Genomic DNA, 14,848 nt, shown 5'->3' on the forward strand with positions numbered 1-14,848 from the left:
GTACCCCACCATGAACGACAGCAACGGCACCAAACGCTTCGAATCCCTCGTCGGGCCCGACGAGAGCCTCCGCATGATGGAGTCGCTCCGGCGCGGCGCCACGCGGCGCGACATCCTCGCGATGCTGATGGCAGGTGGCATGCAGGCCACGCTGGCCGGCGGCCTGGCGACAGCCGCCATGTCCGTGCATGCCCAGACGCCCAGGAAGGGCGGGCGCCTCCGGGTGGCCGGCGCGACCGCCGCCGCGACCGACACACTCGATCCGGCCAAGCAGTCGAACCAGACCGACTACTCGCGCTGCAACATGATCTACAACGGCCTCACATCGCTCGACGGCAGCCTGACGCCGCAGCCGGCGCTGGCCGAGTCGTTCACCACCAAGGATGCCAAGACCTGGGTCTTCACGCTGCGCAAGGGCGTGACCTTCCACGACGGCAAGGCGCTCGCGCCGGCCGACGTGGTGTATTCGGTGATGCGCCACAAGGATCCGGCCGCGGCCTCCAAGGCCAAGGTGCTGGCCGACCAGATCGAAAGCGCCAAGGCCACCGGCCCGAACGAAGTCACCTTCGTGCTCAGCGCGCCGAACGCCGACCTGCCGGTGATCCTTGGCACCTTCCACTTCCAGATCGTCAAGGACGGCACCACCGACTTCAACGCCGGCATCGGCACCGGGCCCTACAAGCTCAAGGAATTCAAGCCCGGCGTGCGCTCGCTGATGGTGCGCAACGACGCCTACTGGAAGCCCGGCAAGCCTTACCTCGACGAGATCGAGTTCGTCGGCATCGGTGACGAGAGCGCGCGTGTCAACGCCCTGCTCTCGGGCGGCATGGACCTGGTGGGCTCGGTCAACCCGCGTTCGGTGGAGCGCGTGAAGGGAACCCCCGGCTTCGGCATCTTCGTCACCCAGTCCGGCCAGTACTCCGACCTCGTGATGCGCAAGGACGTGGGCCCCGGCGCCAACCCGGACTTCGTGCTCGGCATGAAGCACCTGTTCGACCGCGAGCAGATGAAGAAGACCATCGCGCTCGACTACGCCGTGGTCGCCAACGACCAGCCGATCGACCCGACCAACCGCTTCTACTTCAAGGACCTGCCGCAGCGCCCGTTCGACCTCGACAAGGCGAAGTTCCACCTGCAGAAGTCCGGCATCACGGGCAAGGTGCCGATGGTGGCATCACCCGCAGCCCTCTACTCGGTGGAGATGGCGCTGCTGCTGCAGCAGACGGCGCAGCGCGCAGGTCTGGAGATCGACATCAAGCGCATGCCGGCCGACGGCTACTGGTCGAACCACTGGCTCAACAGCCATGTGGGCTTCGGCAACGTCAATCCGCGCCCGAGCGCCGACGTGCTGCTGACGCAGTTCTTCCAGTCGGGTGCGGCGTGGAACGAGTCGCGCTGGAAGAGCGACAAGTTCGACCAGCTGCTGCTGGCTTCGCGCGCCGAGACCGACCTGGCCAAGCGCAAGCAGATGTACGCCGACATGCAGACCATGATCCACCAGGAAGCCGGCATCGGCATCCCGCTGTTCCTCGCGAGCATCGACGGCCACACCTCCAAGCTCAAGGGCCTGTCGCCCATCCCGCTGGGCGGCCTGATGGGCTACAACTTCGCCGAGAACGTATGGCTGGAGGCGTGAGCTCTCCCCCCAGGCTTGCTCACTTCGTGGGGTCGCTGACATGAATCAACTGATCATCAAGCTTCTCGTCCAGCGCATCGCGCTGGCGCTGCTGTCGCTGCTGGCGGTGTCGGTGATCGTGTTCTCGATCACCGCGGTGCTGCCCGGCGATGCCGCGCAGGAACAGCTCGGCCAGGACGCCACGCCCGAGGCCGTGGCCGCGCTACGCGCGCAGATGGGGCTGGACGTGCCGGCGCCCGAGCGCTACGCGAAGTGGCTGCTCGGCATGGTGAAGGGCGACCTCGGCCGCTCCGCGACCACGCAGATGCCGGTGGCCGAACTGGTCGCCAGCCGCCTGCCCAATTCGCTGCTGCTGGCCGCCGTCACGGCCCTCTTCTCGGTGCCGATCGCGCTGGCGCTCGGTATCGCTTCGGCGGTGTGGCGCGGCTCGTGGTTCGACCGCGCCGCCTCGACGACGGCGGTGGGCGTGGTGTCGGTGCCGGAGTTCCTGGTCGCGACGCTGGCGGTGCTGGTGTTCGCGGTACAGCTGCGCTGGCTGCCTGCGCTCTCCTTCGTCAACGACATCGAGTCGCTGGGCCAGCTGCTGCGCGCCTTCGCGATGCCGGTGCTGGTGCTGTGCTGCGTGATCGTCGCGCAGATGATGCGCATGACGCGCGCCGCGGTGATCGACCAGCTGGAGGCGCCCTACATCGAGATGGTGCGGCTCAAGGGCGCCTCGCCGATGCGCATGGTGCTGGCGCACGCGCTGCCCAACGCGGTGGGGCCGATCGCCAATGCGGTGGCGCTCAGCCTGTCGTACCTGCTCGGCGGCGTGATCATCGTCGAGACCATCTTCAACTACCCGGGCATCGCCAAGCTGATGGTCGACGGCGTGTCGCAGCGCGACATGCCACTGGTGCAGACCTGCGCCATGATCTTCTGCTGCGCCTACCTGATCCTGGTGACGACCGCCGACATCTTCGGCATCCTCGCCAACCCGCGGCTGCGGCACCGCTGAAGGAAGCTTCATGGACACGTCCACATCTTCAACGGCCGGGAGCGCCGCGGCTTCCCTGGCGCCAGTGCCGCAGGAACGCCGCGGCGGCGCGCGGTCGTGGCTCGGGGGCTTCGGCGTCTCCGGCCTGCTCGGCCTCGCAGTGCTGCTGTTCTGGCTGCTCGCGGCGCTGCTCGGGCCCTGGCTGCTGTCGCACGGCACGGCGGCCACGGGTACCTCGAACGTCTTCGAGCCGATCAGCGCGAAGCACTGGCTGGGCACCGACTACCTCGGGCGCGACATGCTGGCGCTCATCATCGAGGGGGCGCGCTACACCATCGGCGTCGCGCTGTTCGCCACGCTGCTGGCCAGCGGAACCGGCATCACGCTGGCGCTGCTGGCCGCTGCCAGCGGCCGCTGGATCGACGCGGTGCTCAGCCGCGGCCTCGACACGCTGACCGCGATCCCGAGCAAGATGTTCGCGCTCATCATGGTGGCGGGCTTCGGCTCCTCGGTGCCGATGCTGGTGGTCACGGCGGGCATCATCTACGTGCCGGGCGCCTACCGCATGGCGCGCTCGCTGGCCGTCAACATCAACGCACTCGACTACGTGACCGTGGCGCGCACGCGCGGCGAAGGCACGCTCTACATCATGCTGCGCGAGATCCTGCCCAACATCCTGGGCCCGATGCTGGCCGACCTGGGGTTGCGCTTCGTCTACGTCGTGCTGCTGCTGGCAAGCCTGAGCTTCCTGGGCCTGGGCATCCAGCCGCCGGCGGCCGACTGGGGCTCGCTGGTGCGCGAAAACATTGGTGCGCTGGCCATGGGCGGCGCCTCGGTGATCGTGCCGGCGCTGGCCATCGCGAGCCTGACCATCGCGGTCAATCTCGTTATCGACAACCTGCCCGGCCGTGCCGCGCGCGAACGAGGAGTACGTTGATGGGCGCACCACTCACTGTCCAGGGCCTCAGCATCTGCGCCGGCGCGAGCACGCTGGTCGACAACCTGAGCTTCTCCGTGCAGCCCGGCGAAGTACTGGCGCTGATCGGCGAATCGGGTTCCGGCAAGACCACCACCGCGCTGGCGCTGATGGGCTATGCACGCAGCGGCTGCCGCATATCGGGCGGCCGGGTGCAGATCGGCAACACCGACGTGCTGGCACTCGATGCGGCGCGGCAGCGCTCGCTGCGTGGCCGCACGGTCTCCTACATTGCGCAGAGCGCGGCGGCCTCCTTCAACCCCTCGCGCACGATCATGGACCAGGTGGTCGAGCCCACGGTCATCCATGGCCTGTGCAAGCGGGCCGAGGCCGAGGCGAAGGCGGTGCAGCTGTTCCGCGAATTGGCGCTGCCCGATCCGGACAACATCGGCGCGCGCTATCCGCACCAGGTCTCCGGCGGCCAGCTGCAGCGGCTGATGGCGGCGATGGCACTGATCGGCGACCCCGACCTGGTGATCCTCGACGAGCCGACCACCGCGCTCGACGTGACCACGCAGATCGAAGTGCTGCGCGCCTTCCGCCGCGTTGTGCGCGAGCGCCGCGCCACCGCCGTGTACGTGAGCCACGACCTGGCCGTGGTGGCGCAAATGGCCGACCACATCCTGGTGCTGCGCAACGGCAAGATGAGCGAGCTGAACGCCACCGAGCAGATTCTCTCGGCCCCGGTCGACGACTACACGAAGTGCCTGCTGGCGGCCGCGCGGCCCGCGGTGCGCGCGTCGGGCCAGACCTCGGGCGATTCGGCGTTGCTGCTCCACGTGAACGAGCTTTCATGCGGCTACGGCCCGGTGGACGCGAAAGGCCAACCGGCCAAGCTGATCCTCGAGGACATCAACCTCAAGCTGTACCGCGGGCAGGCCATCGGCGTGATCGGCGAGTCGGGCTCCGGCAAGACCACGCTGGCACGGGCCGTCGCAGGCCTGCTCAAGCCCAGCCATGGCAGCGTCATGTTCGACGGGCACGCACTCCAGCCCACACTGCAGCAGCGCAGCCCCGAGGAGCTGCGCCGCATCCAGATCGTCTTTCAGATGGCCGACACGGCGTTGAACCCATCGCAGACCATCTGGCGCATCCTGGCGCGGCCGCTGCAGTTCTACAAGGGCTTGCGCGGCGAACCGCTCAAGCGGCGCATCCATGAACTGCTCGATCTGGTGAAGTTGCCGCACTCGGTGGCCGACCGCCTGCCGGGCGGACTCTCGGGCGGGCAGAAACAGCGCGTGAACCTGGCGCGCGCGCTGGCGGCCGAGCCCGACCTGATTCTCTGCGACGAGGTGACCTCGGCGCTGGACACCGTGGTGGCCGCGGCGGTGCTCGACCTCATGGCCGAGCTGCGGCGCGAGCTCGGCGTGTCCTACCTGTTCATCAGCCACGACCTGCACACCGTGCGTTCGGTGTGCGACGAAATCGTGGTGATGCAGCACGGGCGCAAGCTCTCGCAAGTGGCGCGGGCCGACTACGAGCGCGGGCCGCACCATCCTTACTACGAGCTGCTCGCACGCTCCGTGCCCGAGCTGCGCCGCGGCTGGCTGGACGACATGGACCGCGTGGCGGCCACATCGGCGAAAGCAGCCGCCCCATCAACCCGAGAGGCACTGACATGACCCCCACATTCCGGATTGCACTGATCGCCGGCGACGGCATTGGCAAGGAAGTGATGCCCGAGGGCCTGCGCGTGGTGATGGCTGCGGCCGAGCGCTTTGGCTTCGAGCTCGACTGCCGCACCATCGACTGGGCCAGCTGCGACTACTACGCCGAACACGGCCAGATGATGCCGGACGACTGGAAGGAACAGCTCAAGGGCGTCGACGCGCTCTACTTCGGCGCTGTCGGCTGGCCCGCGACGGTGCCCGACCATGTGTCGCTGTGGGGCTCGCTGCTCAAGTTCCGCCGCGAGTTCGACCAGTACATCAACCTGCGCCCGGTGCGCCTGTTCGAGGGCGTGCCCTGCCCGCTCGCCGGCCGCAAACCCGGCGACATCGACTACCTCGTGGTGCGCGAGAACACCGAGGGCGAATACACCTCGCTCGGCGGCGTGATGTACGAAGGCACCGAGCGCGAGATCGTGATCCAGGAGTCGGTGTTTTCGCGCCACGGCACCGACCGGGTACTCCGCTACGCCTACGAGCTCGCCCAGGCGCGCAAGAAAAAGCACCTGACGGTGGCCACCAAGAGCAACGGCATCGCGATCAGCATGCCCTGGTGGGACGGCCGCGCCGACACGATCGGCCGCGACTACCCCGAGGTGAAGGTCGACAAGCAGCACATCGACATCCTGTCGGCGCGCTTCGTGCTGCAGCCCACGCGCTTCGACGTGGTGGTGGCGAGCAACCTGTTCGGCGACATCCTCTCCGACCTCGGGCCCGCGACCACCGGCACGATCGGCCTGGCGCCGTCGGCCAACCTCAACCCTGATCGCAAGTTCCCGTCGCTGTTCGAGCCGGTCCACGGATCGGCCCCCGACATCTACGGCCAGAACATCGCCAACCCGATCGCCATGATCTGGTCGGGCGCGCTGATGCTGGACTTCCTCACGCAAGGCCAGGGCATCGGGCGTGCCGCACACGATGCGATCGTCGCCGCGATCGAGGCGGTGCTGCGCGAAGGGCCGCTCACGCGCGACCTCGGCGGCACGGCCTCGACAACAGAGCTGGGCATGGCCATTGCCCAGCGCATTTCCGCTTCCTAACCACGACCATGACTCTCACCCTTGACCGCCAGGACTTGATGCCCGGCACCCACCTCATCGGCGCCGAATGGCGCGAGGCGAGCGATGGCCACCGCCTCGACGTGACCGATCCCGCCACTGACACCGTCTTTGCGAGCGTGCCCGACGGCACGGCCGCCGATGCGCGCGCCGCGGTGGATGCGGCGCATGCCGCCTTCCCGGCCTGGCGCGCCGTGCCGGCCAAGCAACGCGCGCAGATCCTCAAGCGCTGGAACGACCTGATGGTCGCCCACCAGGACGACCTGGGCCACCTGATCTCGCGCGAGCAGGGCAAGCCGCTGGCCGAAGGCAAGGGCGAGGTGCTGTATGCCGCCAGCTATGTCGAATGGTTTGCCGAAGAGGCCACGCGCGCGAACGGCGAGGTGATCCCCGCGCCGGTGACGGGCCGGCGCATGATGGCCTTGAAGGAGCCGGTCGGCGTGGTGGCAGCGATCACGCCGTGGAATTTTCCGGCGGCCATGATCGCGCGCAAGATCGCGCCGGCACTGGCAGCAGGCTGTACCGTGGTGTGCAAGCCAGCCGAAGACACCCCGCTGACCTCGCTCGCGCTCGTCAAGCTGGCGCAGCAGGCGGGCGTGCCGGCCGGCGTGTTGAACATCGTGACCGCATCGCGCGAGCGCACGCCCGGCGTGGTGGACGCATGGCTCGACGATGCGCGCGTGCGCAAGATCACGTTCACGGGCTCCACGCCCGTGGGCAAGCATCTGGCGCGGCGCTCGGCCGACACTCTCAAGAAACTGTCGCTCGAACTCGGCGGCAATGCGCCCTTCATCGTGTTCGACGATGCCGATGTCGATGCCGCGGTCGAAGGGCTGATGGTTGCCAAGTTCCGCAACGGTGGCCAGACCTGCGTGTGCCCGAACCGCGTCTTCGTGCAGGCCGGCGTGCACGATGCGTTCGTCGAAAAGCTCGGCGCACGGGTCGGCGCACTCCAGGTCGGGCCGGCGACCGAGGCCGATTCGCAGATCGGACCGATGATCAACGCCCGCGCGGTCGACAAGATCGATCGCCATGTGCGCGACGCCGTCGCTCGCGGCGCGCGCGTGGTCGTTGGCGGCGAGCGGCTGCGCTCGGCGCGCTGCGACGGCCCGAACTACTACGCGCCCACCGTGCTGGCAAATGCCGACGCGACCATGGAGTGCAGCTGCGAGGAAACCTTCGGGCCGGTGGTGCCGGTCACCCGCTTCGAGACCGAGGCCGAGGTGGTCGCCGCCGCCAACGACACGCCCTTCGGCCTGGCCGCCTACTTCTATTCGACCGACGTGCGCCGCATCGCGCGCGTGGCGGATGCGCTGGAATCCGGCCTCGTCGGCATCAACGAAGGCGCACTGGCGGCCGAGGCCGCGCCCTTCGGCGGCGTGAAGGAATCCGGCTACGGACGCGAGGGCTCAGTGCACGGCCTCGAAGACTACATGCACATCAAATACGTTTGCCAGGGCCAGCTGTAGAAGAAAAGGAGCGCGCGGCTTGCGCGCTCAGGCCGGTGCGGCCTCGGGAGACGCCCGCAGGCCGCGCGCCGCCCCGCGCGCATAGCGGTCGATCGCCAGGCCTTCGGTGCTGATGTCCGGGCGCTGCCCTGTCACCATGTCCGCGATCAGCTTGCCGGAGCCGCAGGCCATGGTCCAGCCGAGCGTGCCGTGGCCGGTGTTGAGGAACAGGTTGGGATATCGGGTGGCGCCGACGATCGGCGTGCTGTCCGGCGTCATCGGGCGCAGGCCCGTCCAGAAGGTGGCACGCGACACGTCGCCCCCCGGGAACAGGTCGTTCGCGACCAGCTCCAGCGTGGCGCGGCGGCGCGGATCGAGCCGCAGGTCGTAGCCGCCGAGCTCGGCCATGCCGCCGACGCGGATGCGGTCGTCGAAGCGCGTGACGGCGATCTTGTAGGTCTCGTCGAGCACCGTGGACTGCGGCGCGAGCGCCGGATCGACCAGCGGCACGGTCAGCGAATAGCCCTTGACCGGGTACACCGGCAGGTCGATGCCGAGCGGCTCCAGCGCCTGGCGCGAGTAGCTGCCGAAGGCGAGCACATAGCGATCCGCCTTCAGCACTTGGCCACCCGCGCGCACGCCTGCGATGCGGCCGCCTTCCATGACCAGGCCGTCGACCGGCCGGTCCAGCTCAAAGTTCACGCCGAGGCCGCGCGCGACATCGGCCAGCGCGTTGGTGAAGCGATGGCAGTCGCCGGTCTCGTCGTTCGGCAGACGCAGGCCGCCGGCCAGGCGATCGCGCGCCTGCGCCAGGCCGGGCTCGACCTGTGCGAGCTGGTCGCGCGTGAGCAGTTGGTAGGGCACATTGCATTCCTCCAGCACGGCAATGTCGCGCTGCACCGCGTCGAGCTGGGCCTGCGTGCGGAACAGCTGCAGGGTGCCGCCGGTGCGCTGCTCGTACTGGATGCCGGTGTCGACGCGCAACTGCTGCAGGCATGCGCGGCTGTACTCGGCCACGCGCATCATGCGTTCCTTGTTGATCGCGTAGCGCTCCGGCGAGCAGTTGCGCAGCATCTGCGACATCCACCGCAACTGGAACAGGCTGCCGTCGAGCCGGATGGCCAGCGGCGCGTGCTTCTGGAACATCCACTTCAACGCCTTGAGCGGAATGCCCGGCGCGGCCCACGGCGTGGAGTAGCCGGGCGACACCTGCCCGGCGTTCGCGAAGCTGGTTTCGAGGGCCAGGCCCTCGCGCCGATCGAACAACGTGACCTCGGCGCCCGAACGCGCGAGGTAGTACGCCGTGCTGGTGCCGATGACACCGCCGCCCAGAACCATGACTTTCATTGGTCAGCCGTCAGATAGAGTAGATTTGGTCAACTCTATTACCGACTATCCAGCATATTCACCTGAACTTTTGGTGATTCCCAGTGATTTTTCTTGTCTTTTTGGTGCATCCGCATCGGAGAAAGTGACATGGCAGAGCTAGACCGTACCGACCGCAAGATCCTCGACATCCTGCAGCGCCAGGGACGCATCACCATGACCGATCTGGCCGACGAGATCGGGCTGTCGACCTCACCCTGCACCGAGCGGGTGAAGCGGATGGAGCGCGACGGCGTGATCTCCGGCTACTACGCCCGGCTGTCACCCGAGGCGCTGGGCAAGACGCTGCTGGTGTTCGTCGAGATCAAGCTCGCCTCGAAGTCGGGCGACGTCTTCGACAAGGTGAAGAAGGAACTGCTGCACGTGCCGGACGTGCAGGAATGCCATCTTGTTTCCGGCAGCTTCGACTACCTCGTCAAGGCGCGGCTCGGCGGCATGAGCGAGTACCGCCGGTTGCTCGGCGACATCCTCAAGAAGCTGCCCGTGGCAGCCGAGTCGCACAGCTATGTCGTGATGGAGGAAGTGAAGGAAACCCTGGCGCTGCGAATCGACCGGTGAATCGACGCACCGCTCACTGCGCCGCGCTCCCGCCCGGCGGCAACTGGTAGCTCCAGGTTTCGCTCAGCGTCTTGTTGCCGCTCGCCAGCGCAGCGCGAAGCTCGACCGCCTGGGCTGGGTCTTTCACCCGCATCCGCAGCGTGACGCGCCACCCGTTGATGGCCGGGTTGCGCTCGACCGCGCTGCTGACCAGATCGGCGTTGGCATTGACGCTGACCTGCGCGTTCACCACCGCGTCGGGCGGCAGGCCCGCCAGCACCGGGCCTTCGAAGTCGATGTGGAACGCGGTGGTGCCGTCGGGCTGGCGGATCAGGTTGGACTGCAACAGCTCGCCGGTGGTGTGAAAGGTCTGCCGCACCCAGGCCAGGTTCTTGTCCATCAGCGCGGGCTCGTCCATCGTCCAGTGCATGCGGTAGTCGTACTGCAGCGCTTCGCCGGCCTGCGGCTGCACCTCGGGCGTCCAGAACGCCACGATGTTGTCGTTGGTCTCGTCCGCGGTCGGAATCTCGACCAGCTGAACCTTGCCGCGGCCCCAGTCGCCCTGCGGTTCGATCCAGGCACTGGGGCGCAGGTCGTAGCGGTCCTTGATGTCCTCGAAGCGCGAGAACTCGCGGCCGCGCTGCAGCAGGCCGAAGCCCTTGGGGTTGTCCACCATGAAGCTGCTCACCGTGAGATTGCGCGGATCGTTGAGCGGGCGCCACAGCCGCTCACCCGCACCGGTATGGATGGCCAGGCCGTTCGAGTCGTGGATGGCCGGCCGGTAGTTGCGCTTGTCGGACTGCTGGTTGGGGCCGAACAGGAACATGCTGGTCAACGGGGCCACGCCCAGCGTGCTCACCGTGCCGCGCATGAAGAGCCGCGCCTTGACGTCAAGCACTGCATCGGCGCCGGGGCGCAGGGTGAACTGGTAGGCGCCGGTGACGCGGGGGGAATCCATCAGCGCATAGATCACCAGTTGCTGGTCCGGCGCCGACGGCCGCTGGATCCAGAACTCGCGGAAGTTCGGAAACTCCTCTGCGGTGGGCTGGCTCTTGTCGACGCTCGGCAGTGCCGTGTCGATCGCCAGGCCGCGGCCCGAGAGGCCATAGGTCTGGCCCTTGCCGATCACCCTGAAATAGCTGGCGCCGAGGAAGCTCATGATCTCGTCTTCCTTGCCCTCGCGGTTGATCGGGTAGAGCACGCGAAAGCCCGCATAGCCGAGCTTGCTGGTCTGGTTCTTGTCGAACGCGAGGTTGCCGAAATCGAAGCGCTGCGGGTCGTAGCCGATCTCGCGCACATTGCCGTCGACGATCTCGTGGATCGCCACCGGCGCATTGAACTGCATGCCCTGATGGTAGAAATTCAGCTTGAAGGGCGTGGGCTGGTCGCGCCACTCGAAACGCTGCGCCAGCGGCTGGATCTTCTGGTAGTCGGCAAACTGCATCTGGCTGAACACGGGAGGCAGATTGCTGACCGGCGCCGCATAAGGGGCGGACATCAGCACCCTGGCGCGGCCCACCACATCGTCGAGCGAGAACGCCTGGGCCTGAGCGGCACACAGCAGCAGGGAGGCGGCCGCGAGGCACCGGAATGCAGGGAGCAATCCGGCGCGCGCGACGCGCTGGGCGGCAGTAGGAACCACGAAACTTCTCCTATAGAACAAACCCCAATGTATCAACCCGGAGCGCGATTCGGGGACCATGGCAGCAGAGCGCGGCGATGGCTGACAGTAGACTGCGCCTTTCTGCGACACCATCAGCCTCCTTGCGCCGCGAAAGACCGTCGGACACTCGCGAGGCCTGAACCAATCATCGAATGAAATCACTGTACCTGCTGGGTCTGGTCGCCGCGCTGGTTTGCCAGCCCGCGGCGGCCCAAACCACCCCTCCGCCGCTGAGCGACAAGCCGGCCTTCATCTCCGACCTGATCTCGCGCATGACGCTCGAAGAGAAGATCGGACAGCTGCGGCTGATCAGCATCGGGCCGGAGATGCCGATTGCGCAACTGGCCGATGAAATCGCGGCCGGGCGCGTGGGCGGCACCTTCAATTCGGTGAACCGGCCGCACAACCGCCAGCTGCAGGACGCCGCGACCAAGCGCAGCCGCATGAAGATCCCGATGTTCTTCGCGTTCGACGTGATCCATGGCCATCGCACCACCTTCCCGATCGGCCTCGGGCTGGCATCGAGCTGGGACATGGAAACCGTGACGACGATGGCGCGCACGGCGGCCAAGGAGACGAGCGCCGATGGGGCCGACATGACCTTCGCACCGATGGTCGACATCTCGCGCGACCCGCGCTGGGGCCGCACCTCCGAGGGTTTCGGCGAAGACCCGTACCTTGTGTCGGAGATCGCCCGGGCGGCCGTCAAGGGCTTCCAGGGCAGCCTGCCGATCGGGCCCAACAACATCATGGCCGCCGTGAAGCACTTCGCGCTGTATGGCGCCGTCGAGGGCGGGCGCGACTACAACACGGTCGACATGAGCCCGATGCGCATGTACCAGGACTACCTGCCGCCCTACCGCGCAGCCATCGACGCGGGCGCAGGCGGCGTGATGGTCGCGCTGAACTCGATCAACGGCGTGCCGGCCACCTCCAACACCTGGCTGATGCAGGACTTGCTTCGCAAGGACTGGGGCTTCAAGGGCGTGACGGTCAGCGACCACGGCGCCATCGTCGAGCTGATCCGCCATGGCGTGGCGAAGGACGAGCGCGAGGCGGCCAAGCTCGCCATCAAGACCGGCATCGATATGAGCATGGCCGATTCGGTCTACCAGAAGGAACTGCCGGGCCTGGTGAAGTCGGGCGAGGTCAGCGAAAAGGAAATCGACAATGCGGTGCGCGAAGTGCTCGGCGCCAAGTACGACATGGGGCTGTTCCAGAACCCCTATGTGCGCATCGGCGTGGCCGCGGACGATCCGCCCGACCTCAAGGCCGACAGCCGCCTGAGCCGCCCTGCCGCGCGCGACGTGGCGCGCAAGTCGATGGTGCTGCTGGAGAACCGCAAGAACACACTGCCGATATCCAAGTCCGCCACCGTCGCGCTGGTAGGGCCGCTGGCCGACGCACCGATCGACATGCTGGGCAGCTGGTCGGCCGCCGGTGATTCGAAGGCACAGGTCACGTTGCGCGCCGGGCTGAACGCGGTCGTGGGCAAACAGGGACGCCTGCTCTATGCACGCGGCGCCAATGTCACGGGCGACGAAGAGATCGTCAAGTACCTCAACTTCCTGAACTGGGACACGCCGGAGGTCACGCAGGACAAGCGCAAGCCATCCGTGATGATCGCGGAGGCCGTCAAGGCGGCGCGCCGGGCCGATGTGGTGGTGGCCGCGGTGGGCGAGACGCGCGGCATGTCGCACGAGTCGTCTAGCCGCACCAGCCTCGACCTGCCAGCCAGCCAGCGCGCACTGATCACGGCGCTCAAGGCCACCGGCAAGCCGCTGGTGCTGGTGCTGATGAACGGCCGACCGCTCGCGCTGCAGCGCGAGCAGAAGGAAGCCGACGCGATCCTCGAAACCTGGTACACCGGCGTCGAAGGCGGCAACGCGATCGCCGACGTGCTGTTCGGCGACTACAACCCGTCGGGCAAGCTGCCCATCAGCTTCCCGCGCTCGGTCGGGCAGATCCCGACGTATTACAACCACGCCAGGCTCGGCCGCCCCTTCACGCCGGGCAAGCCGGGCAACTACACCTCGCAGTATTTCGAGGAGCCCAATGGGGCGCTCTACCCCTTCGGCTATGGCCTGAGCTACACCGACTTCAGCCTGTCCGACGTGACGCTGTCGAGCGCGACGCTGCCACGCAACGGCAAGCTCGACGCCAGCGTGACCGTGCGCAACACGGGCGCACGCGCCGGCGAGACCGTGGTGCAGCTCTACATCCGCGACGTCGCTGCATCGGTGGTGCGCCCGGTCAAGGAGCTCAAGGACTTCCACAAGGTGATGCTCAAGGCCGGCGAGGAAAAGGTCGTGCGCTTCACCATCGACGAAGAGAAGCTGAAGTTCTTCAACGCCCAGCTGCGCCATGTGGCCGAGGCCGGCCAGTTCGAAGTGCAGATCGGGCTGGACTCCGAGAAGGTGAAGCAAAAGAGCTTCGAGCTGCAGTAGCCATGGCACTCCCGGCCGGACTGTTCGAGGGCGGCGACGGCCGCCCGCGCTGCAGCTGGTGCGCCGCCACGCCGGCCTACCAGCACTACCACGACCATGAATGGGGCTTTCCGGTGACGGACGACCGGCGCCTGTTCGAGAAGTTGTGCCTCGAGGGCTTCCAGGCCGGACTGAGCTGGCTCACCATCCTCAACAAGCGCGAGGCATTCCGCAACGCCTTTGCACAGTTCGATGCAGAGAAGATGGCCGGCTTCGGTGAGGCCGATGTGGCGCGCCTGCTGGCCGACGCCGGCATCGTGCGGCATCGCGGCAAGATCGAATCGGCGCTCAACAACGCGCGGCGCGTGCTTGAACTGCGCGAGGCGCACGGCTCATTGGCCGCCTATGCCTGGCGCTTCGAGCCCGACCCAGCCTCGCGCCCCAAGCACCTGACCCTGCCGCAGCTCAAGGCCATGACCAGTTCGCCGGAGTCGGTGGCGCTGTCAAAGGATCTGAAGAAGCGTGGCTGGGGATTCGTGGGGCCGACCACGATGTATGCGTTCATGCAGGCGATGGGCCTGGTCAACGATCACCTCGAGGGTTGTCATGCGCGCGGGCCGGCGCTGGCGGCGCGCGCAGCACTGGTCGTGCCGCGCTAGGGCCCTTTCATCGCGCGGTACATGGGCCGGATAGGCCGATGCGCCGCTTGACATGCAGGCATTTACCTGCATATCATTCCCTCACGCACAAACACAACAGATGGACGCTGACAAGGTTTTCAAGGCGCTGGGCGACCCGACACGCAGAAAGCTGCTCGACGTGCTGTACGAGCGGAACGGGCAGACGCTGGGCGAGCTCTGCGAGCACCTGGACATGGCGCGGCAATCGGCCACGCAGCACATCGGGATCCTCGAGGCGGCCAATCTGGTGAGCACGGTCTGGCGCGGCCGGGAGAAGCTGCATTTCATCAACCCGGTGCCGCTGCACGAGGTTTATGAGCGGTGGGTGCGGAAGTTCGAACGCCAGCGGCTCGGCCTGCTGCACGACCTGAAGAAGGAACTCGAAGGAGATTGAC

Annotated in this window: 12 protein-coding genes; 10 read left to right on the forward strand and 2 right to left on the reverse strand. The window is 67.3% G+C overall.

Going from position 1 to position 14,848, the window contains the following annotated elements:
* Positions 1 to 10: 10 nt before the first annotated feature.
* The 6 genes from QTI05_RS02970 to QTI05_RS02995 are packed head-to-tail and all read left to right on the forward strand — an operon-like array spanning position 11 to position 7,782.
* Positions 11 to 1,636 carry an ABC transporter substrate-binding protein gene (locus tag QTI05_RS02970; RefSeq protein WP_286622853.1) on the forward strand — a complete coding sequence of 542 codons (1,626 nt, stop codon included), beginning with the start codon at positions 11 to 13 and terminating at the stop codon, positions 1,634 to 1,636.
* Between the two features lie 40 nt (positions 1,637 to 1,676).
* The gene (locus QTI05_RS02975) at positions 1,677 to 2,633 is read left to right on the forward strand and encodes an ABC transporter permease (protein ID WP_286622854.1); all 957 of its coding nucleotides are present in this window, start codon (positions 1,677 to 1,679) and stop codon (positions 2,631 to 2,633) included.
* 10 nt (positions 2,634 to 2,643) lie between these two features.
* A complete protein-coding gene (locus tag QTI05_RS02980) occupies positions 2,644 to 3,549 on the forward strand; it encodes an ABC transporter permease (protein WP_286542097.1) in 906 nt (301 codons plus the stop codon).
* Complete coding sequence (locus QTI05_RS02985) at positions 3,549 to 5,210, forward strand: ABC transporter ATP-binding protein (RefSeq protein WP_286542096.1); 1,662 nt, start codon at positions 3,549 to 3,551, stop codon at positions 5,208 to 5,210. Before QTI05_RS02980 ends, QTI05_RS02985 begins: the two co-directional genes overlap by 1 nt.
* Positions 5,207 to 6,295, forward strand: a complete 1,089-nt coding sequence (locus QTI05_RS02990; protein ID WP_286542095.1) for a tartrate dehydrogenase — start codon at positions 5,207 to 5,209, stop codon at positions 6,293 to 6,295. The genes QTI05_RS02985 and QTI05_RS02990 overlap by 4 nt, the downstream gene beginning before the upstream one ends.
* 8 nt (positions 6,296 to 6,303) lie before the next feature.
* Entirely contained in the window at positions 6,304 to 7,782 is a 1,479-nt protein-coding gene (locus QTI05_RS02995) for an NAD-dependent succinate-semialdehyde dehydrogenase (protein ID WP_286622855.1), read from the forward strand.
* A 27-nt stretch (positions 7,783 to 7,809) separates the two neighbouring features.
* Here the strand turns inward: QTI05_RS02995 and QTI05_RS03000 are convergent, their stop codons facing one another.
* The gene (locus QTI05_RS03000; protein WP_286622856.1) at positions 7,810 to 9,108 is read right to left on the reverse strand and encodes a D-amino acid dehydrogenase; all 1,299 of its coding nucleotides are present in this window, start codon (positions 9,106 to 9,108) and stop codon (positions 7,810 to 7,812) included.
* Positions 9,109 to 9,237: 129 nt separating this feature from the next.
* Between QTI05_RS03000 and QTI05_RS03005 the strand changes: the two genes are divergently transcribed.
* Positions 9,238 to 9,705: an Lrp/AsnC ligand binding domain-containing protein gene (locus tag QTI05_RS03005; RefSeq protein WP_286622857.1), complete on the forward strand. Its 468-nt coding sequence runs from the start codon at positions 9,238 to 9,240 to the stop codon at positions 9,703 to 9,705.
* Between the two features lie 13 nt (positions 9,706 to 9,718).
* Here the strand turns inward: QTI05_RS03005 and QTI05_RS03010 are convergent, their stop codons facing one another.
* Entirely contained in the window at positions 9,719 to 11,326 is a 1,608-nt protein-coding gene (locus tag QTI05_RS03010) for a glucan biosynthesis protein G (RefSeq protein WP_444812858.1), read from the reverse strand.
* Between the two features lie 173 nt (positions 11,327 to 11,499).
* Between QTI05_RS03010 and bglX the strand changes: the two genes are divergently transcribed.
* The 3 genes from bglX (at position 11,500) to QTI05_RS03025 (ending at position 14,847) form a co-directional block, all read left to right on the forward strand.
* Positions 11,500 to 13,794 carry a beta-glucosidase BglX gene (gene bglX, locus QTI05_RS03015; RefSeq protein WP_286542091.1) on the forward strand — a complete coding sequence of 765 codons (2,295 nt, stop codon included), beginning with the start codon at positions 11,500 to 11,502 and terminating at the stop codon, positions 13,792 to 13,794.
* Between the two features lie 2 nt (positions 13,795 to 13,796).
* Positions 13,797 to 14,432, forward strand: coding sequence for a DNA-3-methyladenine glycosylase I (locus QTI05_RS03020; protein ID WP_286542090.1), 636 nt, complete (start codon positions 13,797 to 13,799; stop codon positions 14,430 to 14,432).
* Between the two features lie 100 nt (positions 14,433 to 14,532).
* Positions 14,533 to 14,847, forward strand: coding sequence for an ArsR/SmtB family transcription factor (locus QTI05_RS03025; protein WP_286542089.1), 315 nt, complete (start codon positions 14,533 to 14,535; stop codon positions 14,845 to 14,847).
* Position 14,848 lies beyond the last annotated feature (1 nt).

Source organism: Variovorax fucosicus (assembly GCF_030316825.1).
GTDB classification, from domain to species: Bacteria; Pseudomonadota; Gammaproteobacteria; order Burkholderiales; family Burkholderiaceae_C; genus Variovorax; species Variovorax fucosicus.

Coding starts and splice junctions, on each gene's coding strand:
- QTI05_RS02970 (WP_286622853.1), top strand. CDS start 11: ATGAACGACAGCAACGGCACCAAACGCTTCGAATCCCTCGTCGGGCCC.
- QTI05_RS02975 (WP_286622854.1), top strand. CDS start 1,677: ATGAATCAACTGATCATCAAGCTTCTCGTCCAGCGCATCGCGCTGGCG.
- QTI05_RS02980 (WP_286542097.1), top strand. CDS start 2,644: ATGGACACGTCCACATCTTCAACGGCCGGGAGCGCCGCGGCTTCCCTG.
- QTI05_RS02985 (WP_286542096.1), top strand. CDS start 3,549: ATGGGCGCACCACTCACTGTCCAGGGCCTCAGCATCTGCGCCGGCGCG.
- QTI05_RS02990 (WP_286542095.1), top strand. CDS start 5,207: ATGACCCCCACATTCCGGATTGCACTGATCGCCGGCGACGGCATTGGC.
- QTI05_RS02995 (WP_286622855.1), top strand. CDS start 6,304: ATGACTCTCACCCTTGACCGCCAGGACTTGATGCCCGGCACCCACCTC.
- QTI05_RS03000 (WP_286622856.1), bottom strand. CDS start 9,108: ATGAAAGTCATGGTTCTGGGCGGCGGTGTCATCGGCACCAGCACGGCG.
- QTI05_RS03005 (WP_286622857.1), top strand. CDS start 9,238: ATGGCAGAGCTAGACCGTACCGACCGCAAGATCCTCGACATCCTGCAG.
- bglX (WP_286542091.1), top strand. CDS start 11,500: ATGAAATCACTGTACCTGCTGGGTCTGGTCGCCGCGCTGGTTTGCCAG.
- QTI05_RS03020 (WP_286542090.1), top strand. CDS start 13,797: ATGGCACTCCCGGCCGGACTGTTCGAGGGCGGCGACGGCCGCCCGCGC.
- QTI05_RS03025 (WP_286542089.1), top strand. CDS start 14,533: ATGGACGCTGACAAGGTTTTCAAGGCGCTGGGCGACCCGACACGCAGA.